Origin of the sequence: Enterovibrio coralii, assembly GCF_001559595.1 — a bacterium.
Taxonomy (GTDB): Bacteria; Pseudomonadota; Gammaproteobacteria; order Enterobacterales; family Vibrionaceae; genus Enterovibrio; species Enterovibrio coralii.
Genome location: NZ_LNTY01000022.1, coordinates 76,956 through 100,330, shown reverse-complemented (window position 1 = coordinate 100,330; position 23,375 = coordinate 76,956). Strand labels below are relative to the sequence as shown.

18 protein-coding genes, 7 pseudogenes and 1 riboswitch are annotated in these 23,375 nt (G+C 50.3%); of the genes and pseudogenes, 5 read left to right on the top strand and 20 right to left on the bottom strand.

Annotated elements, in window-relative coordinates; translation table 11 throughout:
- Nucleotides 1-233 precede the first annotated feature (233 nt).
- Nucleotides 234-683 (top strand): RNA recognition motif domain-containing protein, encoded by a 450-nt coding sequence (locus ATN88_RS07080; protein ID WP_067413405.1) that lies wholly within the window; start codon nt 234-236, stop codon nt 681-683.
- Here ATN88_RS07080 and murI read toward each other — a convergent pair.
- From murI to ATN88_RS07060, 4 genes are all read right to left on the bottom strand, one after another.
- Entirely contained in the window at nt 661-1,458 is a 798-nt protein-coding gene (gene murI, locus ATN88_RS07075) for a glutamate racemase (protein WP_067413419.1), read from the bottom strand. The genes ATN88_RS07080 and murI overlap by 23 nt on opposite strands.
- A 58-nt stretch (nt 1,459-1,516) precedes the next feature.
- The gene (locus tag ATN88_RS07070) at nt 1,517-2,179 is read right to left on the bottom strand and encodes a Dph6-related ATP pyrophosphatase (protein ID WP_067413402.1); all 663 of its coding nucleotides are present in this window, start codon (nt 2,177-2,179) and stop codon (nt 1,517-1,519) included.
- A gap of 54 nt (nt 2,180-2,233) precedes the next feature.
- A complete protein-coding gene (locus tag ATN88_RS07065; protein ID WP_157490675.1) occupies nt 2,234-4,057 on the bottom strand; it encodes a TonB-dependent receptor domain-containing protein in 1,824 nt (607 codons plus the stop codon).
- 46 nt (nt 4,058-4,103) lie between these two features.
- Nucleotides 4,104-4,294, bottom strand: a riboswitch (cobalamin riboswitch).
- Nucleotides 4,295-4,367: 73 nt separating this feature from the next.
- The gene (locus ATN88_RS07060; protein WP_067413413.1) at nt 4,368-4,895 is read right to left on the bottom strand and encodes a cobalamin adenosyltransferase; all 528 of its coding nucleotides are present in this window, start codon (nt 4,893-4,895) and stop codon (nt 4,368-4,370) included.
- A gap of 158 nt (nt 4,896-5,053) precedes the next feature.
- Here ATN88_RS07060 and trmA point away from each other — a divergent pair, with 158 nt between their 5' ends.
- Nucleotides 5,054-6,160: a tRNA (uridine(54)-C5)-methyltransferase TrmA gene (trmA, locus tag ATN88_RS07055; RefSeq protein WP_067413399.1), complete on the top strand. Its 1,107-nt coding sequence runs from the start codon at nt 5,054-5,056 to the stop codon at nt 6,158-6,160.
- A gap of 48 nt (nt 6,161-6,208) precedes the next feature.
- Here trmA and ATN88_RS07050 read toward each other — a convergent pair whose 3' ends face one another.
- Both ATN88_RS07050 and fabR read right to left on the bottom strand, forming a co-directional pair.
- On the bottom strand, nt 6,209-6,586 hold the full coding sequence (locus ATN88_RS07050; RefSeq protein WP_067413396.1) for a YijD family membrane protein: 378 nt from the start codon (nt 6,584-6,586) through the stop codon (nt 6,209-6,211).
- A 5-nt stretch (nt 6,587-6,591) separates the two neighbouring features.
- On the bottom strand, nt 6,592-7,236 hold the full coding sequence (gene fabR, locus ATN88_RS07045; RefSeq protein WP_067413393.1) for an HTH-type transcriptional repressor FabR: 645 nt from the start codon (nt 7,234-7,236) through the stop codon (nt 6,592-6,594).
- A 261-nt stretch (nt 7,237-7,497) separates the two neighbouring features.
- On the opposite strand from fabR, the pseudogene sthA reads away from it, so the two are divergent.
- Nucleotides 7,498-8,912: pseudogene (gene sthA, locus ATN88_RS07040) on the top strand (Si-specific NAD(P)(+) transhydrogenase).
- 74 nt (nt 8,913-8,986) lie between these two features.
- Here sthA and cysQ read toward each other — a convergent pair.
- The 14 genes and pseudogenes from cysQ to gspC form a co-directional block, all read right to left on the bottom strand.
- Nucleotides 8,987-9,802, bottom strand: a complete 816-nt coding sequence (gene cysQ / locus ATN88_RS07035) for a 3'(2'),5'-bisphosphate nucleotidase CysQ (RefSeq protein WP_067413390.1) — start codon at nt 9,800-9,802, stop codon at nt 8,987-8,989.
- A gap of 75 nt (nt 9,803-9,877) precedes the next feature.
- Nucleotides 9,878-10,429 (bottom strand): ADP compounds hydrolase NudE, encoded by a 552-nt coding sequence (gene nudE, locus ATN88_RS07030; RefSeq protein WP_067413387.1) that lies wholly within the window; start codon nt 10,427-10,429, stop codon nt 9,878-9,880.
- Between the two features lie 23 nt (nt 10,430-10,452).
- A complete protein-coding gene (locus ATN88_RS07025) occupies nt 10,453-11,199 on the bottom strand; it encodes a type II secretion system protein N (protein ID WP_067413384.1) in 747 nt (248 codons plus the stop codon).
- A gap of 1 nt (nt 11,200) precedes the next feature.
- Nucleotides 11,201-11,686, bottom strand: a complete 486-nt coding sequence (locus ATN88_RS07020; RefSeq protein WP_067413381.1) for a type II secretion system protein M — start codon at nt 11,684-11,686, stop codon at nt 11,201-11,203.
- Nucleotides 11,687-12,889, bottom strand: a complete 1,203-nt coding sequence (gspL, locus tag ATN88_RS07015; protein WP_083539437.1) for a type II secretion system protein GspL — start codon at nt 12,887-12,889, stop codon at nt 11,687-11,689.
- Nucleotides 12,861-13,882, bottom strand: a pseudogene (gspK, locus tag ATN88_RS07010) (type II secretion system minor pseudopilin GspK). Before gspK ends, gspL begins: the two are co-directional and overlap by 29 nt.
- Nucleotides 13,879-14,514 carry a type II secretion system minor pseudopilin GspJ gene (gene gspJ, locus ATN88_RS07005; protein WP_232312902.1) on the bottom strand — a complete coding sequence of 212 codons (636 nt, stop codon included), beginning with the start codon at nt 14,512-14,514 and terminating at the stop codon, nt 13,879-13,881. The pseudogene gspK and the gene gspJ overlap by 4 nt, the downstream one beginning before the upstream one ends.
- A 1-nt stretch (nt 14,515) precedes the next feature.
- Nucleotides 14,516-14,877: pseudogene (gene gspI, locus ATN88_RS07000) on the bottom strand (type II secretion system minor pseudopilin GspI).
- On the bottom strand, nt 14,874-15,437 hold the full coding sequence (gspH, locus tag ATN88_RS06995; protein ID WP_269748109.1) for a type II secretion system minor pseudopilin GspH: 564 nt from the start codon (nt 15,435-15,437) through the stop codon (nt 14,874-14,876). Before gspH ends, gspI begins: the two are co-directional and overlap by 4 nt.
- The gene (gspG, locus tag ATN88_RS06990; protein WP_067413372.1) at nt 15,437-15,874 is read right to left on the bottom strand and encodes a type II secretion system major pseudopilin GspG; all 438 of its coding nucleotides are present in this window, start codon (nt 15,872-15,874) and stop codon (nt 15,437-15,439) included. Before gspG ends, gspH begins: the two co-directional genes overlap by 1 nt.
- Nucleotides 15,875-15,917: 43 nt before the next feature.
- Nucleotides 15,918-17,137, bottom strand: a pseudogene (gspF, locus tag ATN88_RS06985) (type II secretion system inner membrane protein GspF).
- Nucleotides 17,124-18,643 (bottom strand): annotated as a pseudogene (gene gspE / locus ATN88_RS06980) (type II secretion system ATPase GspE). The pseudogenes gspF and gspE overlap by 14 nt, the downstream one beginning before the upstream one ends.
- A gap of 34 nt (nt 18,644-18,677) precedes the next feature.
- Nucleotides 18,678-20,693, bottom strand: a complete 2,016-nt coding sequence (gspD, locus tag ATN88_RS06975; RefSeq protein ID WP_083539436.1) for a type II secretion system secretin GspD — start codon at nt 20,691-20,693, stop codon at nt 18,678-18,680.
- 24 nt (nt 20,694-20,717) lie between these two features.
- Nucleotides 20,718-21,627: pseudogene (gene gspC, locus ATN88_RS28825) on the bottom strand (type II secretion system protein GspC).
- Between the two features lie 267 nt (nt 21,628-21,894).
- On the opposite strand from gspC, the gene hslR reads away from it, so the two are divergent.
- Together hslR and hslO are read left to right on the top strand one after the other, a co-directional pair.
- On the top strand, nt 21,895-22,305 hold the full coding sequence (gene hslR / locus ATN88_RS06965) for a ribosome-associated heat shock protein Hsp15 (protein ID WP_067413367.1): 411 nt from the start codon (nt 21,895-21,897) through the stop codon (nt 22,303-22,305).
- Between the two features lie 18 nt (nt 22,306-22,323).
- Nucleotides 22,324-23,201 (top strand): annotated as a pseudogene (gene hslO, locus ATN88_RS06960) (Hsp33 family molecular chaperone HslO).
- The last annotated feature ends 174 nt before the right edge of the window (nt 23,202-23,375 follow it).

The window sequence follows — 23,375 nt, the reverse complement described above, 5'->3', positions numbered from 1 at the left end:
AGACTGTGATCACATTGGCAAGGCTTTTTCTGCAATTTCTTCTCAACCGAACACAATTCAACCTAAACTCTGAAAAACATGACATATTGCAACATTAGATGGCCGTCACATTCACTTGCTAGCAATAATTTCTCAATAACCGTAATATCAACCCGATAATTGTATTTATTTTAATCAGCATTGATTTCAGACCTCATGCTATTTCTTCTAACTGACTTTTAATTTTGACGATTATGAGAATATCTATCAGTTTGCTTATTACCGCTGCCATTGCTTTCGTTGGCGCAATACTCTTTAACAGCTCTCAGATGATTGAGAGCACAGGCTACGCATTCGCTCTGGGTGCAGTTACCGTAGGTATCGCTTTATCTTTTCTCTCTACCAAGTCTTCAAGCGATATTCCTGAATCTGCCGCGACTAACAGCAAGACTATATATGTAGGCAACTTGCCTTATCGCGCAAACGAAAATGACGTGAAAGATCTCTTCGCGGAATATGGGGAAGTATTTGCCGTTCGTTTAATGAAAGACAAAAGAACGGGAAAACGCCGTGGTTTTGGTTTTGTTGTTATGGCCGCAGGTGACGCACCTGAAGCCATCGAAAAATTAAACAACAGCGAATATGGCGAGCGCACCTTAAAAGTAAGAGAAGCAAACGACCCTAGAAAGTCGGAGCGCGCTTAATAATAGAGAAGCCCATTTGGGACATTTCTTTATTTAGTGCCTCTTCTTCTTTCACTTCTGCACTACTAAATACATCGTGTTTTCTGCTTAACGCTGAGAGGGAGTGACTCCCCTCTTGGCGAAGCAGCATTTCTACGCGCTTAGCGATCGCCAGACCGGAATCAATGACGCGGCACTTTTCACCCAGCATCTGCTGAATCTCGTCTTTTAATAATGGGAAGTGCGTGCACCCCAGTACAACGCAATCCACACCGTACTGAAAAGGCTCAAGGATAGTGTCAAGCTTCGCCATATCTGTCGGCTTACCACGGAGCTTGTCCTCCCCCATCATCACCAGTGCTGTTGACCCCACCATTTCAACTTTACAGTCTGGGGCAAACTCATTCACTAAATCTTGGGTGTAGGTACGTTTTACCGTCGCCGGTGTGGCAAGCAAGGCAATGTGTTTTGTTTGGCTTAATTGTGCAGCAGGTTTAATAGCGGGTACGACGCCAACGACAGGAATGGTCAGTTGGCTACGAAGGTGAGGAAGTACAATTGTGCTCGCTGTATTACAAGCAATAACCACCAGCGAGATATCATGCTCTTTACAAAGCGCAGACACCATTCCACACACTCGGCTTACCAGAACATCATCATCCAGTTCACCATATGGAAAGGCGGCATTGTCGAAGGCATAGATCACGTGCTGATTGGGCATCAATGCGGAGATTTCCTGAAAGACAGAAAGACCACCTACACCTGAATCAAAAATCAGCACACTTTTCACAATCATTACCTTTTCGTTTATTTGCGCCGCCATGATACTTCGCACAGTGCGTGTTGAAAATCACTCACGCCTTAAGACGGTAAATCAGATGATGAAATCTGCCCTCTCTCTCTTCATTGTTAACCACAAGTTCCAAGGGATACTGAAAACATGGCGCATTGGTCACCATAGTGTGAAACTCGCCATCTTCTCCACATGGGTCACAGTTTTCTGGCAAGTCCTCAAGGAGAGCCAAGTCATAGTGTCGTCCTAAAAACTCAGATGACAATTGGGAAGTATCAACCGTACTGAGTGAGGTTAGAATACCGATCTCAATAATCTCTTTCGCAAGTGCCTTGCTGCTTTCACCTATTAGCGGGAAAACGCACTCCCAACCTTGTGGCTCGATGTAGCTTCGGCGATACGCTTCAATACCATTACAGAACATATCTCCAAACGCCACAGCATCAACATCTAGCCCGCTCGTTTTGATCCCTTCAACGATAGATTGCTGATAGACCTCGTTTGGCGGAAAGACCTCATTCAATTCAATCAGCACCAGCGGCAAACCGATAGCGTCAGCCTGCGCTTGAACGATAGAGATGGGTGTTGCCTGAAACGGCACGGCGTCTTCCACGTACGTGGTATATAGCCCGACCACGTCGTAGCGATTGTCTTTGAGCAACCGACAAAGCGTGAGTGTGGAATCTTTACCCGAAGACCAGCTGACAATAACGCGTTTTTTCATTTTTACTTCCAAAAGAAAAAGCCGCCTGATGGCGGCTTTTAGCAAAAGATACGATTAGTACGCGAAGTTCAGATTAACGTAGAACGCGCGCTCTGCCGCTGGGTAATCACCTGCGGTCTCATATTCTTCATCGAACAGGTTCGCCACTTTACCGCCTAGGGTAATGTTGTTCGAAATGTCATATTGCGCAGTCAAATCCCAAACCGAGTAGGCGTCCAGCATGCCACCACCCGAGAAGTTTGGACGCTCGCCTTGGTACATAAACTGCGTACCTAGCAAGACATCACCCAACCATACAGATGTGCGCCATTTCGCGACTTCTTTTGCTCGACGCGCCAATTGCTCATTCTTCGATAAATCTTTTGGATCGCGCAACTCAAGTGAAACTTGGTTGTAAACCGGCCCCAAATCGAAATCTGCAGTCAGCTCGATACCTTTGATTCGCGCTTCTTCGACGTTTTCGTTTACGTATTCACCAGACGAGTCTTTTCTGGAAATAATCAAGTTATCGATGGTGTTAATATAGCCGTTTAAGCTCCAGCCAACATTGTAGGTGGTACCTTCCAGTCCCACTTCAATATTCTCAGATTCTTCTGGCTTCAACTTGGCGTTTCCACCCCAACCATACAGTTTATCAAAACCTGGGGCTTTAAAAGCGGTGCCGTAGCTAGCAAACAGACGGTAGTCTTCATTAATCGTCCAACCTGCTGCAACCATACTGGTCGTGTTGTCGCCAAACTGGTCATTATCATCGTAGCGCGAACTCGCTTCCAACAGGATGCTATCTGTAATGTTCCAGTTCACTAAACCAAACACACCGATATTTTGGCGAGGATTGTCTTCAATAGAATCAATTGAGATGAAGTTACCGTCGAGGTATTTCTCCAGCGTCAAATCAACGCCTGTCGTTACCGCCAAGTTATCTCTCGCTTGGTAGCGAGACGTTAGACTTGAGTAGATTTGGCGGATCTCACTATTCAGGTTGTCCGCTGAAGGTGTCAGTCCATCCGCAAAATCATAGTTTTTTTGCTGACCCACTTCTAAGCGAGCCAACGTATTCCATTTGCCGGATGTGTAGCCTGAGTCAGCACTTATTGCACTACTTTCGACCCAAAGCTTCTGTTTACTGCCGTAGCTGTCATACTCGACTTCATTTTGATACCAGCGACCAATAACGTTTGAATTCCAATTTTCGCTCGGTACGTAGCTCAAACGCAAAGAAACGTTCTTGCTTTCAAAACCATGTTTGTCACCAACATTTTCATCACTCGGGCGAACATTGTACCCATCGACTGATTCCATCCCGCCCATCAATTGCATCGACAGACTATCGGTTAGTTTACGCGTTACCCCCAAATCAGCAGATGCAGTCCCAAAGCTACCTCCTCCCATGCTAAAGCGCGTGGCTTCTGCATTGTTGCGAGTAATAATGTTGATCACACCTCCAATCGCGTCAGAACCGTACACGGTTGCACCTGAGCCACGGATCACTTCAATACGCTCAACGGTATTGAGTGGTAGCATGTTGAAGTCAATCGTGCCCAACATGGTACGAGGGAGACGAACGCCGTCTACCAGCACCAATACATGACGAGACTCTGTACCACGCAGGAAAATCGACGCATTTTGCCCGCGACCACCGCTTTGGCCAATCTCAATACCTGGCAGGGTTTTCAATGCATCAACCAAGCTGTTGGCTTGAAGTTCTTCAAGGTCGGTGCGAGTCAACACAGAAACAGGTGCTAAAACAGTAGAAACGGGTTGCTCGAATCGAGAGGCGGTGACAACCATAGCGTCGTCGGCAGAAGAGGAGATAGATTCGGCGTGCGCAAACGCAGCCAACGGCAACATTCCTGCTGCCAGAAGTTTATTAGACATATCAGATCCAAAATTCGCGTGTATCTAATGATGTCAGGAGATCCTGATACCACATTGTTGTCCAGCTGATATTCGGACTTAGAGACCCCCTACGGTGACGACTTCCCACACATTACGTGCAGTGTCCGGCTTTTCGCCCAGTCACCTTCGTTTCTCATTACCGCTGCGCGCCAGTTCCGGATTTACACCGGATTCCCAGCTGGAAGTAAAAAGCGCGCTGATTATAGAGAAGTCAGCGCGCCATTGATACTTAGATAATGAGAAGCAGATCTAATTACCCAGGTAATTAAATGTAATCAGAAACATAAACTCAGTAATTAATACTGATGTAGTCAATTTCCTCGACATCAAGCTTCATTTTTATGTACACGGTCAGCACAAAGAAGAAGTTCGCCAGTAGGTTGGCAAAGCGTGGCAGCGTCTCTTCAAACTTCACACCAGACTCATCAAGGCGGTGAAGCAGTCGCACTGTTTTCTTCGAGCCGGTGCGACACTGATGCAGAGCCATGACCGCAACGGGGCCACGTGGTAATACAAAACGTGTCACGCGACCTGCACTCAATTTGTTGTAGTGATCGTAACGTTCATGCAGCCATTCCAAGTCTTCCTCGAAAATGCCGTTCTTGCCGCGTACCGAACCATTTAAGTGGTAGATTTTCGGGTGCAGCGTTTCCAGATCCGCCACAACATCATCAAACCCTTCTGGCATTTGTGCCAGCACCATACCCAGAAGGCTACACAGCTCATCGGTGTGAACTTCATAATCACACGTCAGTGCTGATTCATAGATAAACGGGTAACAAATTTCCTTGCGGTTTTTCGGTTTTCGAAAGCTCATGATCAATCCTGCCAGAACAATTTGTGCCAATCTTATACTAAGCCTTCCATTTCCGCCGCCAGAACATACGACTGGTGAAAAAGTCAGCGAAAAGGCTGGACAATACGGTTTGGCTACTTACAATTTGCGCTCATTTTTAGTTATGCAGGTTAGGTAATATGAGCAATACCCTGATTGACACCACCCAATATCAGGCGCAACTGGACGAAAAAATTGCACGCATGCAATCCGCGTTCACCGAGTTCAACGCTCCTGAGTTGGAAGTGTTTCCGTCCCCAGACAAGCACTACCGTATGCGCGCGGAGTTTCGTGTCTGGCATGAGGGTGATGATCTCTATTACATCATGTTCAATCAGGAAACTAAGCAGAAGTATCGCGTGGACCAATTCCCACAAGCGAGCCGCATCATCAATGATCTGATGCCACTGCTGGTTGATGCCATCAAGCCAATTGAAAGCCTGCGTCGCAAACTGTTCCAAGTGGATTTCCTGTCTACGTTGAGCGGTGAAGTATTGGTATCGATGCTTTACCACCGCCAATTGGATGCAGAATGGGAAGCCAACGCGCGTCAACTGAAGCAACGCCTGAACGATGAAGGTTTTAACCTGAACCTGATCGGCCGTGCACGTAAGCAAAAAATCATTATCGACCGCGACTTCGTGGTTGAGAAGCTGACGGTTAATGACCGCACCCTGACCTACCAACAAGTTGAAAACAGCTTTACCCAGCCTAACGGTAAAGTGGCAGAGAAAATGTTGGAGTGGGCGGTAGACTGTACCCAAGACAGCACCGGCGATCTGCTAGAGCTTTACTGTGGTAACGGTAACTTCTCATTGGCTCTGGCTGACAACTTCGAGCGCGTACTGGCGACAGAGCTGGCTAAGCCTTCGGTTGATTCTGCGCAGTGGAACATTGCCGCGAACAAGATCGACAACGTGCAAATCATCCGTATGTCTGCGGAAGAGTTCACCGAAGCGATGGAAGGTAAGCGTGAATTCCGCCGTCTGCAGCAAGCAGGCGTGGATCTGAAGAGCTACAACTGCAACACCATCTTTGTTGACCCACCACGTTCAGGCATGGACGAAGGGACATGTCGCATGGTGCAGGCATACGATCGCATCCTGTACATTTCGTGTAACCCAGACACGCTCAAAGACAACCTGGATATCCTGTCTGAAACGCACCGTATTTCGCGTTTCGCACTGTTTGATCAGTTCCCATATACGCACCATATGGAAGCTGGCGTTCTACTGGAACGCAAATAAGCATAAAAAAAGGAGCCGAAAGGCTCCTTTTTTTGTCTTCGCGTCGAATTACTCTTCAATCGCTTCTTTCTTCTTAGTGACGGTCAGCCAGCCCATCTTGTGCAATACCCAAAGGCCCAGAGCCATGGTGACGATGATGGAGAAGAAGTTACCGCCCAGTTCAGGCAGTTGCATGCGTACAAACGCTGAGTAGCCGAATGCGCCAACCAAGAAGCAGGCGAACGCAATCATCGGCGTGCCTTCTGTTAGAGGTTGAGTCACATGTTGTTGGTAGAAGCAGTAAACCGCCAGCACAAACGCGATAATCGGGAAAATAGAGAATGCCACGCTATCGGCGAACAGGGTGGACAGTGTGGCACTGCCGCACAAACCCGCGACGACAGCGAGGAGAAGAAATTTACGTTCTGATTGTAGATTTTGTTCCATGTTTATTACCTGCCTGAAGACAACTTATCCTTGAGTGCATTACGTTCACGCTCTTTTCGGTACCAATACGCGCCTTTCGATATCATGCGCAATTGGATCACCAGACGCTCTGCAAGTTCTGCACGTGCGCGCTTGTCGAGATCTAAGGCTTCCGCACCAGAGCTGAAAACCAAAGTGACACACGCCTCTGCCTGATTATAGGCTTCTTCACGAGTCAGACTTGCTGTCGCTTCGAAATATTCTGTCAGTTCAGCGACAAAATGTTGTATTTCACGTGCGACAGCGGCACGAAACGCGGCTGATGTACCAGAGCGTTCACGCAAAAGCAGCCTCAGTACGTTTGGGCTGCTCTCGATAAATTCCATGAACGTTTCCACAGACGTTCTGACTACGCTGCCTTCAGTGGCAATACGTTGACGAGCCTGACGCATCAATTGACGCAACAACAGCCCCCCTTCGTCTACCATGGTCAGGCCAAGTTCATCCATATCCTTAAAGTGACGGTAGAAAGACGTCGGTGCAATACCGGCCTCCCTTGCCACTTCGCGTAAGCTGAGACTGGAAAAGCTGCGGTCGGCACTAAGCTGGCTAAAAGCCGCGTCAATTAGCGTTCGCCGGGTTTTTTCTTTCTGTTGTGCTCTTATTCCCATCGCCAGTGTTTACCTCATGAAATCTAACAGCAAACTATACTCGGTTTTTTCGGTGAGTTCAGTTCCTGATCGGATGAGTTTCAGTAATCCTGTGTTAGATCACTAGCAACTCACCATGATCATGAAGCGAACGTCTGCTTTTTCGCCAAAGTTACGTGATCATCTACGCTGAATAGTAGTGATTTGATTCTCGAAACACCTATCAAACGTTACAATCATGTCGTTACCCTTAACATAATGAAAACAAAAGGTCATACGGATATGAGCAAAGCGACCCAGAAATCCATCAACCATTTTGATGCCATTGTTATCGGCAGTGGCCCAGGCGGCGAAGGTGCAGCCATGGGTCTGACCAAGGCAGGATTACGGGTCGCCGTGATTGAAAAGGAAAGCACCGTCGGCGGTGGCTGTACCCACTGGGGTACCATTCCTTCTAAAGCACTGCGTCATACTGTCAGCCGTATTATCGAGTTTAACCGAAGCCCGATTTATACTGGCGACAACCGCCAAGTTCACAGTACCTTCTCTGCCATTCTAGGCCATGCCCAGTCAGTGATTGGCAAACAAACCCGTATGCGCCAAGGTTTTTACGACAGAAACCTCTGTACCATTTTGCACGGCAGTGCGCGTTTTAGCGGCACACATGAAATTGAAGTGCAAGCGGAAGACGGTACTGTCGACAAGTACACGGCAGACAAGTTTGTGATTGCCACCGGCTCTCGTCCTTACCGCCCGAAAGATGTCGATTTCAAACACCCACGCGTTTACGACAGTGATTCTATCCTGTCGCTGCAACACGACCTCGCCACGTCATCATCTATGGAGCAGGTGTTATCGGCAGCGAATATGCGTCGATTTTCCGCGGGCTCGGCATCAAGGTAGATCTTATCAATACCCGTGACCGTCTGTTGTCTTTCCTCGATAATGAAATGTCAGACTCCCTTTCCTACCACTTCTGGAACAGCGGCGTACTGATCCGTAACGACGAAACTTACGAGAAAATTGAAGGCACCAAAGATGGCGTGATCTTGCATCTGCAATCGGGCAAGAAGATGAAGGCAGACTGTCTGCTGTTCGCTAACGGCAGAACGGGTAATACGGACTCCTTGAACCTGAAGGCTGTAGGACTGAAAGCAGACTCTCGTGGCCAGCTAAAAGTGAACGACAATTACGGCACCGAAGTGGAGCACATCTATGCGGTAGGCGATGTTATCGGTTACCCAAGCCTTGCCAGTGCCGCCTATGACCAAGGCCGCATCGTGGCGCAAGCTATCTGCGAAGGTCAGGCGAAGGGCCGCTTGATTGACCATATCCCAACAGGCATTTACACCATCCCAGAGATCAGCTCTGTGGGCAAAACCGAGCAAGAGCTGACAGCAGACAAAGTGCCGTATGAAGTGGGTCGCGCCCAATTCAAGCACTTGGCTCGCGCACAGATCGCGGGAATGGATGTGGGCAGTTTGAAAATCTTGTTCCACCGTGAAACCAAAGAAATCTTGGGCATTCACTGTTTCGGCGAGCGTGCGGCGGAAATCATCCACATCGGGCAAGCGATTTTTGAACAAAAAGGTGAAGGTAATACGCTGGATTACTTCATCAACACCACGTTCAACTACCCGACCATGGCAGAGGCCTATCGCGTGGCCGCATTGAATGGCTTGAATCGGCTGTTCTGATTGAAAGGAAAACATAAAAAACGGAGCGTTCGCTCCGTTTTTTTTGGTCTTTGGCTTGTCTTTATCGCGATGCGTTAGCCTTCGAGGCGAACGATTTGACGCCAAGGCAGTTCTGTATCACCCAACACGATGAAGTTCGGGTTTTCCAGTGAGTCACGCTCGTTGTAAGACAGCGGAGACAAGGTCATATCCAAGATACGGCCACCGGCTTCTTCCACAATGCATTGCGTCGCGGCAGTGTCCCACTCGCCCGTTGGTCCTAAGCGCAGGTAACAATCCACGGCACCTTCGGCCACCAGACAAGACTTTAGCGCGGCAGAGCCCAAGGGCACCAAATCGTAATTGCGGCTTGGCTCTAAGCGATCGGTAATGGCTTTAATATCCTGACGGCGACTGATCGCTATCGACAAGGATGCCAGCTCATCTTCATGCTTAAGAATAGAAAGGCGATGCTTTTCACCATCAGGCATGATTTTCCAAGCACCGTGACCTTTCGCAGCGTAATACGACACGCCAGACACTGGGCCATACACCACACCCATCACAGGTTGGTTGTTTTCCACCAGCGCAATGATGGTCGCGAAGTCGCCGCTGCCCGCGATGAACTCTTGCGTGCCATCAAGCGGATCCACCAGCCAGTAACGCTCCCAACCTTCGCGGTCTTTGAACGGGATGCTGGCGTCTTCTTCTGACAACACAGGAATGTCTGGCGTCAGCGCAGAAAGACGCTCAGTCACCAGCTTGTGTGCTGCCATGTCGGCACTGGTCACTGGCGTATCATCGCTTTTTACTTTCTTCTCAAAATCACCGCGCTGGTAAATGTCCAAGATCACTTGTCCGGACGCACGGGCAATTTCTATCACGGGTTGAAGTAGCTGTGACAGCTCCATGTAGCACTCCTCATTGGGCTCTCACTCTACGACTTGGCGAATCCGAGTTATCGTCACTCGACGTGCAAAAAACAGCTAACGCGCCTCGAGATATTTCAAGGCTAACATCAATGCAGTAATACTGCGGGCTTCCCCAAAATCGACATGAGTTATTAATTCTTCTGCCTGTGCGACGGGCCAGCGAACCAATTCCAACGGCTCAGGTTCATCGCCCTCGAGCTTCTCTGGATACAGGTCCTGCGCCACAAACAGGGTCATTTTGCTTGAAAAGTAAGACGGTGCGAGCACCACTTCTTTCAATGGAGTCAGTTGATTGGCACCAAATCCAATTTCTTCTTTTAGTTCTCGATTAGCCGCTTCCAGTGCGGTTTCACCCAGATCAACCAATCCCTTTGGAAAGCCTAGCTCATATCGCTCTGTCCCGGCAGCATATTCTCGTACCAGCAACAGATCGCCCGATTCTGTGACAGGCACAATCATGACGGCACTGCGACCACTCGGCTTCATGCGCTCGTAAGTGCGCTCTTCGCCGTTGCTGAATTTCAGATCCAACGACTCAATTTGAAACAGGCGCGACTTCGCTACGACTTCCTTTGATAATATCTCAGGGGCGATAAGCTTTTTCATGATGATCCTCTCCCGCTATCAGGCTAACCGCTAAAGCTCAATCGATAGCGACCTTCTTCGTCTGGTTGACCCACAAAGCTGAGCGCACCTCGCATGGATTGAGGTAACGCGTCGCCAGGCACAAACCAGCCATTCATGTTATATCGCTGATCAGGCGACAATAACAGACTAAATTCCGTTTCTAATGCATCAGACTTGCTGCCACCATTGAGAGACAGACGCCCGTCATCACACGTCAGGTCTGCCACCACAAGGCCTGGGTCAACCGTACCCAGTTCAGAGGTCACACTGCCTTGCGACCATGCCACATTGCCTTCAAGCACATCACAAAACGGTTTAGTAAACAGGTAATCTCGCAAGGTAAGGTCAAACTGCCCCGCTAGGCTGACGGGCATTGGATATGGGATGAATGACTGCACCACATTGGCAGAGGTCGAGAACAAGAGGTTATTGGCATAGGCACCGGAAAGGCCGTAGCCTACGTTGCCACGCGCTGACAGACCCGGCACACCGGACAAGCGGATCGCAACGTCTGCCTTCCCTGTCAAAAGTGGCATCAGGTTAAATTGCCAATTCAGTTTACCCAATGGCTGACCTTGCCAATTCAAATTCGCCGCAGTGCCATTCCACAGCGTGCCGCTCACCGCGCCCAGTTGCAGGCCCTGAACGGGCGGCATGTAGCGCACCACAAAACTTGCCGGAATGTGGACAATGGCACTGACCAACAGCACCAACACGAAGAGGAGGCTCATGATTATCGTGCGTTTCATCCTACCCTCTTCCCAGTTGCAGACGTTTTACTTCGACCATGCCTTGGGTATCTGTCTTACCCAAGTCGATGAACTTCACTTCCACACCGTGGGTTTTCGACAGGAAGTCCAGCCAGCGAATCAAGGTGTTAAAAGGCATTGGCTTTAGCCACACCTGCAACTCTTCTCGTTGCGGTTGTAGGCGTAAAATTTCAAGATTGAACCGTTTAACGCTGGAGGTAACAGACTGGTTGAGCGGCAATGCACTGACCTGACCACGGTTGCCCGTCGCCGCGCGCAACGCTTCGATTTCTGCGCCTTTGCTCTCGACCCACGTCAGCAAGCTTTGTTCATTCGCCAGTTGCTGTTTGGCGGCATCTGCGCGTTCTTGCAGTGGACTGATAATTCCCCAGTAAAGACCCGCCAGTGCCAATGCCACCAGCGCAACGCCTAACAATCGTTGCTCACGGCGAGACAGGTTTTGCCAATAGGCGATAAGTGCTTTCATTTACTGTTCCTTTTTCAGCACAAAGGCGCCAGTTACGCTTTGATCGTTGCGGCTCAGCTGTCCAAGCTCGGTAGAAAATTCTGCGGCAAAGGCTTCACGTAACTTCTCAAAGTCACCGAAATCCTTGCCTCTCGCATTCAGGCGCAGCTCACCGCGGTCTTGGTCAAAGCGCAATGAATCCAGCTCAATGCTCGGCACTGTGCCTAACAAGGGACCAATTTCCGACATCCAAATCATCACGCCCGTTTGTGCACCCGCACCAGACAGGCGACCCACTTCGCTTTCCACAATTCTTCGCATATAGCTGGTTGTTGGAATGCGCTGGTTCTGTGGCAACAAGGCACGCACACGCGCTTCACTTTGGGCACGAAGTTGTGCAGCTTGTGCTTCCATCTGGTAGATGTTCACCACTTTCTCACCGCCAAGCACCGCAAGCACCAAACCCGCAGCAATAGCAGCACCACGCCAAGGACGCAGGTGTTTAAGAATTTGATTCTGAGGTTTGTAGCGACCCGCCATTAGGTTAAAGCGACTTTGAACAGCACCTTGCGCCAGCAACAGCATGATCATTTCAGCCGGGTCACTGCGCCAATTGTCGCCCGCATCTTCCGGTAGCGCAGAATAGCTAACCACTGGCAACGGTGTTTCATCTTCCTGACGGTCATTGAGGCTTCGCATCCACATTGGTAGCCAGCCTTCATCTACGGCGCAACCTTCAGTCTCGGATACGCGGAGCAACCATCTGTCATTCAGCTTTGCCGCTGAGATGCCTTCCTCTTGAAGCGGCAGGCAAAGAGCATCGGGGATCAGCTTTCTGACCACCATGCCCGCATCAGACAACTCTTCAATCCACCGTTTCATCACACTGTGTGCAATCACAGCGACGTCGGCAGATTCAGCAGATTTACCCAGCATAGAGACATGGAGTGCATCCACGTCTTGCGCCAAATCATCTTCAAGCAGGTACGGCAGTACAGCATCCAACTGACGCTCACTGCCTGACGGAATGGCAACCTTGGTCATGGTGATGGCCGCTGAGTCTGCCAATGCAATGACATCTCGCTCTTTTGCATAATCCGTTAGCTGCAACAGGCTTTCAGCCTCACCCGAGGCGATCACTTCCTGCTGGCTTGCAGACCACACCAACCAAGGGATCACCTCGTTGGGGTCACTATTAAGCCTTACTGTCAGGATCTCGCTCACTCATTCCTCCAAATCGGCGACGGATTACACTTACCGTGCTTCATCATCCCTTTTCAACAGCGAACGCAACCTCAGTGCGGTGCTGTCGAGGGTTATTTCTGTGTCTAATTCAAAATATCGGCTGCGAACATCCAGATAGCTTTGAAGCTTTTCTCTGTCTTCCTGATTGATATCAGAGAGCAAAGGCTCCGCAAGAAAACTTGCTACATCTTTCCAGCCATCAACCGGATCGCGCTCGGCGATCAGGCGTTTGGCATCGTCCACCGACAAATTCGGATGGAAGATCGCACTTAATATCGGTGCCTCTTCCTCCGTTAAGGTATTCACGTTCACCGCCAAATTGCTGTTTGGCAATGCACACAGGAGCGGGCTGACCTTATCAAACATCTCACGGGTTACGCCGTTAACGGCGCGCCACTCGGAGATGTCTGCCATGTAACCATTTGGCGTCACATGGGGGATGCTTCTCGCCTCGTACTCACTGTCTTCCACACCCAGCGGCGATTGCACGCCAGTGTTGGTATCTATGTATTCCCAGGTCGCAGCGGCGGCCGTTTCCGCTTCAAAACTGTCGATATCTTGCGACTCAATCAGTTGCTGCAATGCCACCACTAGAAACGGATTAGTGCCGTTGTCTGTTGGCTGAATGTCTCTCAAGCCGTTAACGTTAAAGCACGCCTGCTTATCAAACACGCTACCCGTCGCCTGCCCGCCATCAAGCGGATAGACCTGATCACGCACCGCCCAAGGCTGGCTCAGCGTCACGGTATCGTCGCTGTCGAAACTCTCTTCAAGACCAAAGCGCGCCAACGACTCCACCGATTGGGTATACCAATAGGCTTGTTGATAGCGAAACTGGCTTTCCGCACGGTTAAAGTTCACGAACATGCGATTCGCCATGCTCACGGCAACCGTGGTAGCAAGTGCCATAAAAAGCAGCACAATCAGCAAGGCCACACCTTGCTGCCTACGACGGGAAGATCGCCTCATCATTGCGTTATCCCCGAAGAACCCGAACTTTCTAATGTCTGCTCAGGCAAAATGTATACGCGGGTCAACTCGCCATACCGTTCGGTGTCTAGCTTCACGCGCAGAGCCTTTGGCATTTGCATTGGCGCATCCCAATTCTTGGTCCAAGAATCTTCGCCTAGCACTTCAAAACTGATGTCTTTCACGCCATCCATCACTGGCATCACAGCAGGCTCTACCGCCGAGCTGTCATCGGCGTACATCCAGCGAATGCGCTCTAGGGTGTCGTCTTGTATGCGATACCCTACCTTCACTACTTCACCACGCGGGAAAAGCTGTTGTGGATTCACCCAGCCGCCACGCACGAAGCGAATGCCTTGTGATTCGGAGTCCAACAGGTCATCGCCAAACTCCAACAATTTTTCTTCGGCTTCTTCACCGCCATTGCGGTATTGGCGTGCCATCATCTGGCGAAAATCACTGTCCATGATGATCAGCGCACGCTGAAGCGTTTTTAGCGAATCGCCAGCCTCTTGGGTCTGCTCATTACTGTTGAGCACACCGCTGAAAACCTGTTGTACGCCTAGCCCCACCATGGCGAATATCGCCAGTGCTAACAGCACTTCAATCAGGGTGAAGCCTTTTGTTCTTTTCACGTTAGTTGGCCGGCACATAGGTTCTCACCGTCGCCAGCGCACCTTGTTTACGCTCGTCTTGCCACACAATCACATCTACCGCACGCAGGGTATTTTGCGTTGTCGCTATCGGCTTGATGCTCCAATACCACTCACGCCCTGCCATCTCTGACTTGCCGTTCTTTTCAGATGACGGCACTTTGCCTTCCAGCATTAACAGCGCAAGTTGGTTGTCGGCCACCATGGAGGCGAACGTTTTCTCTTCCAGCACACTCAGGTATTCACCTGTTGGCTGCTTACGTTCATCACGGCCAAGGCGGAAATGGCAAACACAGCCATCGCCACCAGCACTTCAATCAGGGTAAAGCCGCGAGCCGTTCTCACTCTTTATCCTCATTGAGGTTTTTCATTTCAAAGGTTGCCACATCGTTACCCGTTACTTGCCAAAGGCGCTTTTTGCCATCTAAAAAGGTCAAGCTGAACGGGATGATCTCGCCATTCCCCATCAGCACCACCTGTGGCGGTTTGGGTTTGTCTTCTTCCTCAACAAACAGATCTTCATCAAACAGGCTTTCTCTGTCGAAAAGACGGTCCTCTTCATCCACGAACCCCGTGACTTCCAGATCTAACCCTATGCCTTCTGGCATGCTCACATCGGTTTTGGTACGCGTTTTCTCGACCGGCACCCAATCTTCTGGCGTCAGCTTAAACAACTGATACTTGTCGTCATCGACACGAAGACCAAAGGTTTGTCCCGATATCAATGCCTGCTCGGTCCAAAGCTGCACCAATTGATAAAAGCGACTGGCCTCTTCTTTGACCTCATCGCTTTTATCTTGTGGCAGGTTAGGCACCACAAACGCTGCACTGAGACCTAGCACCAGCAATACCAGCAAGATCTCCAGCAATGTAAAACCCGTCGGCGCCCAACTCGCTTCATGGATCAGTTGATCTCTAGCATGTTCCAGTTGCCGATATCCTGATTGATACCTTCACCGCCTTCTTGGCCGTCAGCACCTAGCGTAAAGATATCAACAGTGCCGTGCTCACCTGGGTTCAGGTATTGGTAGTCGTTGCCCCAAGGATCTTTAGGCAGACGCTTCACATAGCCATCTTGACGGTAGTTGCGTGGCTCTGGAGAGCTGCTTGGCTTGTTCACCAGCGCATCCAGACCTTGGTCGGTGGTTGGGTACACGCTGTTGTCCAGACGGTACATGTCCATCGCCCCTTCCAATGTACTGATGTCGGTCACGGCTTTTTGTTGATCAGCCTTGTCCACGTTACCCAGCAGGTTAGGTGCAACGAAACTTGCCAATACGCCCAAAATTACAATCACAACCATGATTTCCAGCAGGGTGAAACCCTGTTGACGACGTTGCATGTGTTATCTCTCCTGAAAAAAGCTGCAAAGCAGCGTACTCGGGTTACGCACCCATTACGTTTTGTAGTTGAATGATCGGCATCAGTGTCGCCAAGACGATGAACAACACCATTCCTGCCATGACCATGATGAGCGCAGGACCAAAAATGCCCAGCGCAATGTTTACCTGTGACTCAAAGTCTCTGTCCTGATTGTCTGCCGCACGTGTCAGCATGGGCTCTAGCTCACCGCTTCGCTCACCACTGGCGATCATGTGCAGCATCATGGGAGGAAACAGCTTGGACTTTTCGAGCGACACACGAAGGCTTGAACCTTCACGAACGCGATCGGATGCTTCCAGCACCTTGGCTTTCACCCAGGTATTGGTCATGACATTGGCAGAGACGCGCATACCGTCGAGAAGCGGAATGGCACTCGACGTACAAATCGACAAGGTGCGGGCGAAACGCGACGTGTTCAGCCCTCTCGCCACGCGGCCAATCACTGGCAGGCTCAGAACGCGTCTGTCCCAAGCCAAGCGACGCTTTTCGCTTCTGAGCATGGTTTTCACCCCGAAGATGAACGCAATGATGACTGCGAGCAGCAGCAAGCCCCAATTGGTAACAAAGTCACTGATGTTCAGCAGTGCTTGCGTCATGCCCGGCAACTCAGTGCCCGTATCGACAAACTGCCCAACAATGTCTGGCACCACGGTTGCCAGCAAAAAAGCCACGATACCAATAGCTGCCACAGTCAGAACGATTGGGTAGACCATCGCCTGAATGAGTTTGTTCTTTACCGTCTGGCGGTTTTCGACGTAATCGGCAAGTCGCTCAAGCACAGGCCCTAAGTGACCGGACTTTTCACCTGCCGCCACCATAGAGCGAAACAGTTGATCGAACACATGCGGGTAGTCACCGAGCTGTCAGCCAAGGTGTAACCTTCCACCACACGCGCTCGCACGCCGGTCAGCATGTTTTTCAAACGCTGCTTTTCCGATTGCTCGGCGACCGCTTTAATACACTCTTCCAGCGGCATTGCTGCTTGCACCAAGGTAGCAAGCTGACGGGTCAACAGTGCCAGTTCACTGGTGCTGATCCCGCGTTTAAAGCCAACTGACTGGGATTGCGTTTGCTGCTCTTTCTCGTGCGATTGCGCAATTTCCACTGGCACCAGCGACTTTTCACGCAGCATCTGGCGCGCTTGTCTTGCGGTATCGGCTTCAATGACCCCTTTGACCGTTCGGCCTTTGGCATTTAACGCTTTGTATTCAAACGCTGCCATCAGCCTCCCGCGTCACACGCAAGACTTCTTCAAGCGTGGTTTGGCCGGCACGTACCTTTGACAAACCATCTGCACGGATACTTGGCGTGCTCTGGCGAATGTAACGCTCGATCGCCTGCTCACCTTCTTCGTTATGAATAAGCTCTTGCACCTGCGTATCCACCACCAACAGTTCGTGAATACCGGTTCGGCCGCGATAGCCTTTGTGGTTACACGCTTTACAGCCGGTCGCTTTGTAAAGGGTCAATGGCTCATCCGGCGACATATCAAACCAGGCTTTACTCTGCGCATCGGCTTCGTAAGGCTCTTTACAGGTAGGACAAAGGGTACGGATAAGACGCTGAGCCAATACGCCGAGCAGCGAAGAAGACACAAGGAAAGGCTCGATACCCATGTCACGCAGACGCGTGACGCGCCCACTGCGGTGTTGGTGTGCAGGGTCGACATAACCAAGTGACCCGTCAGCGAGGCTTGCACCGCAATCTGCGCGGTTTCCAAGTCACGGATCTCACCGACCATCACCACGTCGGGGTCTTGACGCAAAATCGCTCGAAGGCCGCGAGCAAACGTCATGTCAACTTTGGTGTTCACTTGCGTCTGACCGATACCGTCGATATCAAATTCAATCGGGTCTTCAACGGTCAAGATATTGCGCTCAGAGCTGTTCAGCTCTGTCAGGCCCGCATACAGGGTGGTTGATTTACCTGAACCGGTAGGACCGGTTACCAGCAAAATACCGTGCGGACGCTTAATCAAGGTTTGGAAGTTGTCATGCACCGCACGCGTCATACCCAAACTTTCTAAATCCAGCTGGGTGGCGTTTTTATCAAGAAGACGCAACACCACACGCTCACCGTGAGACGATGGCATGGTGGACACACGCACATCTACCGCACGGCCACCGATACGCAGCGAAATACGGCCATCCTGAGGCACGCGTTTTTCAGCGATATCAAGTCGGGCCATAACCTTGATACGTGACACCAGAAGCGGAGCCAGTTTGCGGCTAGGGCTTAACACTTCACGCAGTACGCCATCGACACGAAAACGAATCGACAGGCTCTTTTCAAAGGTTTCGATGTGAATATCAGACGCCGTTTCTTTGATGGCTTCACCCAACATGGCGTTGATGAGCTTGATGATTGGCGCATCGTCTTCGGACTCGAGTAAGTCCTCACTTTGCGGTAGCTCTTCGGCCAGCGCGAAGAAGTCATCACTGTCGGCACCGATGTCTTCCATCAGTTGCTGCGCTTCTGACGAGTCGCGTTGATAAAGCTGCGTCAGCTTTGGATCAAACTCGTCAGCAAGCAGCTTTATAGGCGTAAAAGCGTGTCCTAAGACACGCCTTACTTCAGCCAGTACCGCCGGTTTTGGTTGGTCGCGGTAGTAAAGCAAGTAACCTTGCTCCGTGCGCTCGACCACCACGCCGTGCCGCTTGGCAAAACCAAACGGCAGACGCAGTGTGCTTAGCGGTACGTCTGGTGCGATATCCTGCACGATGTCCATCTCTGACTCGTTCAGTTCCGTATCCATACTGCGATTACCTCAATTCCGCCATGATGGCGCGTATTTCCGCAGGCATAGACAGATCTGCACCATACTCAGGCAACACAGGTGTGGTCACGCCCGGCATCAGTTTCACTTCTTCCTGTGCACGGTAGATTTGCTCAGCACGGATATAGTTGTACTTACGCTGTGTGATGCCATCGGCCGTCAAGCCTGTGCGAATGATGGTCGGCTTAATAAACAGCATCAGGTTGCGTTTGGTTTTACCCGACGAGGTCGACTTGAACAGATGACCCAAGATTGGAATGTCACCCAGCAGCGGCACTTTCTGCTCGCTTTCATTGGTCTGCTCATCAATCAAACCACTCAGGACAATCATCTGCTGATCTGCCGCCAAGACCGAGGTGGTCAATTGACGCTTACCAAAGCGAATGTCCACGGCACCGCTCGCACCCAGTACGTTTGAGATTTCTTGTTCGATGTTCAGCTGAACAGAATCACCTTCGTTGATTTGCGGCGTGATCTTAAGTTTGATGCCCACGTCCTTACGCTCAACGGTCTGGAATGGGTTGTCGTTGTTTGAGCCTGTGGCCGAACCGGTTACAACCGGCACTTCTTCACCCACGATGAATGACGCTTCTTCGTTGTCCAGAACCATCAGACTTGGTGAAGACAGGATGTTTGAATCACTGTTGGTCGACACTGCGGTCACCAGTGCTGTCCAGTCGCCCATCACGATACCTGCCGCCAAGCCGCTCACGCCGCCCAGCACTTCAGCAATCGCGGTTGGGTCGCCCGACTCAGTGATTGGCACTTCAACCAAGTTGTTATTGTTGTCGAAGCGAGACTCGGTGGTAGTCGTGTCTTTTGCTTCTTCTTGCGCAGCCAAGTAGTTGGTGATTGGCACGCCCGTGTTACCAAACTGGATACCGCCGCCGTCAAGCGAGCCCCACTGAACACCTAGGTTCGCACCGTCACTTTCCGACATTTCCACGATCATGGCTTCAATCAATACCTGCGCACGACGGATATCCAACTGTGCAATCACGCTTTCCAGCGCGCGCATGATGTCAGGCGGCGCGGTGATAACTAATGCGTTGGTGCCTTTGTGCGCAGAGATTTTCACCTCGCCACCGGCAGCTGCGTTTGGCTGACGCTGACCGCCTTGCTTTTCTGCGACCAGGTTTTCTGACACACCTTGCAACACTTCAACCACGTCTTCGGCTTTTGCATAACGAAGATAGATAACGCGGTTGTTGCCCGTGGTTGCCATTTCGCGGTCAAGCTGAGCAATCAGTTTGCGAATACGCTCTCGCACTTGTGGTTCGCCAGAGATCAGCACTGAGTTAGTACGTTCATCAGCAACGAAACTTGGTTGGAGCAATGCAGGTACGTTTTTGCCATCGGATTGCTTGTGCAGCGATTCCACAATGCGCACCATTTCAGAGGCAGAGGCATGCTTGAGGTTAACGATCTCTACTTCGGTATCACCGGCTTTGTCGACGCGCTCGATGATTTCCGCCAGACGATTCACTACCGCAGCATTACCCGTGATCATGATGACGTTGGCTGGATCGTAGTGCACAACGTTACCGGCACCGGCGTTATCAATCAGCTGACGCAGCAAAGGCGACAGCTCTCGTACTGTCACGTTCTTAACCGACACCACTCGTGTGATGATGGCATCGCCCTGCACAGAGTTGTTCCCGACAACCGGCACCGCAGATTGCTTGGCATCTTTGTCGCGCACAACTTTCAGCACACCGTTTTCCATCTCCACCACAGCAAAGCCGTAGACTTCGAGCACATTAAGGAAAAACTGGTAGTACTGCTCTTCATTCAGCACATCGTAGCTGCGCACATTGACCTTTCCACGCACGGCAGGGTCAACAATGATGGTCTTCTCGAGATTGCGTCCAACAATCTCGATGAACTCTTGCATGTCAGTGCCTTTGAAGCTGGCGCTAAATTCTGCTGCCCAAACTCCTACGCTCTGCATGGTAAGCACACCGGCGATGAGCCAAGCATTCCGTTTCTTACCGATTTTCACTGTATTCTCCGTCTCCAGTCTGACTTACAGACTGATATAGATTTCGTGCAACTGACCGTCACGCTGAACGGTTAGGCTGATTTCAGATGCATCAGACAAACTTTGCCAGATACGGTTCATTTCCGCGGGATTGGTCAAATCCGCACCGTTAATTCCCACCGCGATGTCGCCAGTCTGTAGGCCAGCTTCTTTAAACAAGCGGTTGTCACTTCCAGGCCCCAGTCGGTAACCAATAAGGCCTGACTCGTTTTGTTCACGAGACAGGGTGATGTATTTCAACAGTGCTTGCGGGTTATTGATGATCTCTGCTTTTACTGAGCTTAGATCCGGCCCACTGCCATTGGATGCTGGTGCAGCCGGTGCCGCAGGACGAGTCTGGCGCTGCGGCGTTGCTTTGTTGTAATCAACGCCCGCCAGCATCAAAGCTTCATCACGGCCGTTGTTTCGTAAAATGACGCGGTCATTTAGTACCTGACGTAAGGTGACGCGCGTGCCTTCAATTGGCTCGCCAATCCCATATGTTTCTGTGAGCCACGGTTTGCGATAACCGCAAGACCGCGTTCAGGTTCCGAGCTTGCCACCAACCCTACCAAAGTTAAGTTAAGGCGTGTTTTCGGTGCTTCCACCACAGGCTCGGGTTTCGGTGCGACTGGCGCAGCTTGGCATTGAATTCACCAAATAACTGATGACGAGCAAGCTGATCAATTTGATAAGCAGGAGACGCAGTCGTGGAAGCAACAAACGGACGATTTGATTGCGCCGCGGGTTGCGTTGAGGCAGGTTCAAACCATACCCAAATCAGTCGGCCTAGCGTCCACGCCAGAAATAAAATCAACAGGCGTGCTACCCACTTTGCCAGACGGGTATGAAACTCTTTCCCTAGTTGTGGTTGCGCGAAATTCGCGAGACGCGACATCCCAAAATTCGAAGACATGCTGTTCCTGTTTTTATAAGCCGACTTTCCAAAGTCACTCAGCTAATACTTGAAGTGTATATCTATGTTTCAACTTCAGTAACTTGACTCTCCAATTTACCCTTTTTCTGTGCACTTGCCGATAACTAGGTGCGAAAATTTGGGGAAATGATTCCATCGCGGCTTGAAAGTTAGACGATGAAACACCATATAAGACCCCTAATTGTGATGCTGATCGTATTATGTAAACGTGGTAAGTTTAGCCACCATACGTTAGAGAGGTGTTTAGTGGGTTTCAAGCACGAGAAAAACGACGAAAATTTACAAGTCAGGTTGGATAAATGGCTATGGGCTGCCCGTTTTTATAAAACACGCACCCTAGCAAGAAACATGATTGATGGTGGCAAGGTCCACTACAACGGTCAGCGTTCCAAACCGAGCAAAATCGTCGAAGTGGGAGCTGAAATTAAGTTGAGACTCGGTTTCGACGAGAAGGTCGTTGTCATCGAAAAGCTCAGCGAACAGCGCCGTGGTGCCCCGGAAGCCCAAACCCTCTATCGCGAAACAGATGAAAGTTTGACGAAACGTGAACAACGCACTCTCGAACGTCAGCTGAATGCACACAATCCAAGTCCAGATCGTCGTCCTGATAAAAAGCAGCGACGCGATATTATTAAATTTAGAAACAGTAACGATTAACGCCGGAGAAGTTATCCCATGGCACAAGACAGTCTGCACCGTTACTTGTTCGATGGCGTCTCAGTACGCGGCGAACTGGTTCAACTCTCTGATTCTTTCCAACAGCTGACAGGTGGCAAAGACTACCCTGCACCTGTGAAAAAACTGCTGGGCGAGCTGATGACAGCCACCAGCCTGCTGACTGCGACCCTGAAATTCGAAGGTAGCATCACAGTGCAACTACAAGGTGATGGCCCTGTTTCACTGGTAGTGATCAACGGTAACCACAACCAAGTGCTTCGCGGCACTGCGCGTTGGAATGACAACGTGCCAGCGGAAGGCACGCTGCCAGAGCTGCTGGGTAAAGGCAATATCGTTATCACCATCGAGCCAGAGCAAGGCGAACGCTACCAAGCATCGTGGGTTTGGAAGCTGACACACTCGAAGCTTGCCTAGAAGATTACTTCGCACGTTCAGAGCAGTTGAAGACCCGTCTGTGGCTTCGCACTGGTGACGTTGACGGCCAAGATAAAGCAGCGGGTATGTTGCTTCAAATCCTGCCAGACGGCCTAGGAAATAACGAACAAGATTTTGACCATTTGGCGCAATTGACAGAGACCGTGAAGAACGAAGAACTGTTCACTTTGGACGCTGAAGAAGTGTTATACCGTTTGTATCACCAAGAAAATGTAAAAGTCTACGAGCCAAAAACCGTGACATTTAAGTGTTCATGCTCTCGCGAGCGCAGTGCTTCAGCGATTGTCGCGATTGATCGCCAAGAAGTTCAAAAAATGCTCGAAGAGATGGGAAACATTAAACTTCACTGTGATTACTGCGGTGCAGACTACGAGTTTGATTCTGTTGATATTTCAGCACTTTACGAACAAAACGGTCCAGCATCAGACGCGGTGCATTAATAATTTTCTTTATTAATTAACGCTCAAAAAACCCACAAAAACCGGCCTCTGTGCCGGTTTTTTTATTTATTTGCCCAATTTTCCCACAAAAGCTACGCTGATTTGTAACTGCTTAATTTTGTACAAATAATAACCGATATGGTGTGGCACAACTGCGCAACAAGGCGGTAATAT